The organism is Mesorhizobium silamurunense (assembly GCF_014843905.1).
In the GTDB taxonomy this organism is placed as follows: Bacteria; Pseudomonadota; Alphaproteobacteria; order Rhizobiales; family Rhizobiaceae; genus Mesorhizobium; species Mesorhizobium silamurunense.
Genome location: NZ_LPVS01000175.1, coordinates 1 through 463, shown reverse-complemented (window position 1 = coordinate 463; position 463 = coordinate 1). Strand labels below are relative to the sequence as shown.

The 463-nt window shown below is 59.0% G+C and carries 1 protein-coding gene; it reads left to right on the top strand.

Annotated features, from left to right (window positions below):
- On the top strand, positions 1 to 463 hold a 463-nt coding region (locus tag AU465_RS38185), incomplete at both ends, for a hypothetical protein (RefSeq protein ID WP_192257166.1).

Genomic DNA, 463 nt, shown 5'->3' with positions numbered 1-463 from the left:
GGCGGTTCTGGCCGGCGTCGATGAGGTGCGGCTGACCTATGTGAACGGCTCGGGCCCCTCCACGCTCACCCTGCGCGACGGGATGGACGTTTCGGTGAGTGTCAGCGGCTCCGGCAACGAGACGTCTATCCATCTGTCTTCGGGCGATGTGTCGCTCGACCTGGACGGCATCAATGGCGGCTTTTACTATTTGTCGAGCGGTACTGCGATCATTGATGGAGCAGATAGTGGCGCCGACGATTCCTCCTATTATTTCTCGACCGGCGAGGCCACCGTCTCCGACGCCAACGCCGCCTTCAACCGTTATTATCTGTCGAGCGGGACTGCGACAATCCATGCGGGAGGAGTGTTCAATCCCAATGACGACGGCGGCTACAATTACTATTATCTCGCCGATGGCAGCTATGCCCTGCACGGGGCCGATGCCAACCAGGATATCTTTGTCCTGAACAATGCCGCGCAA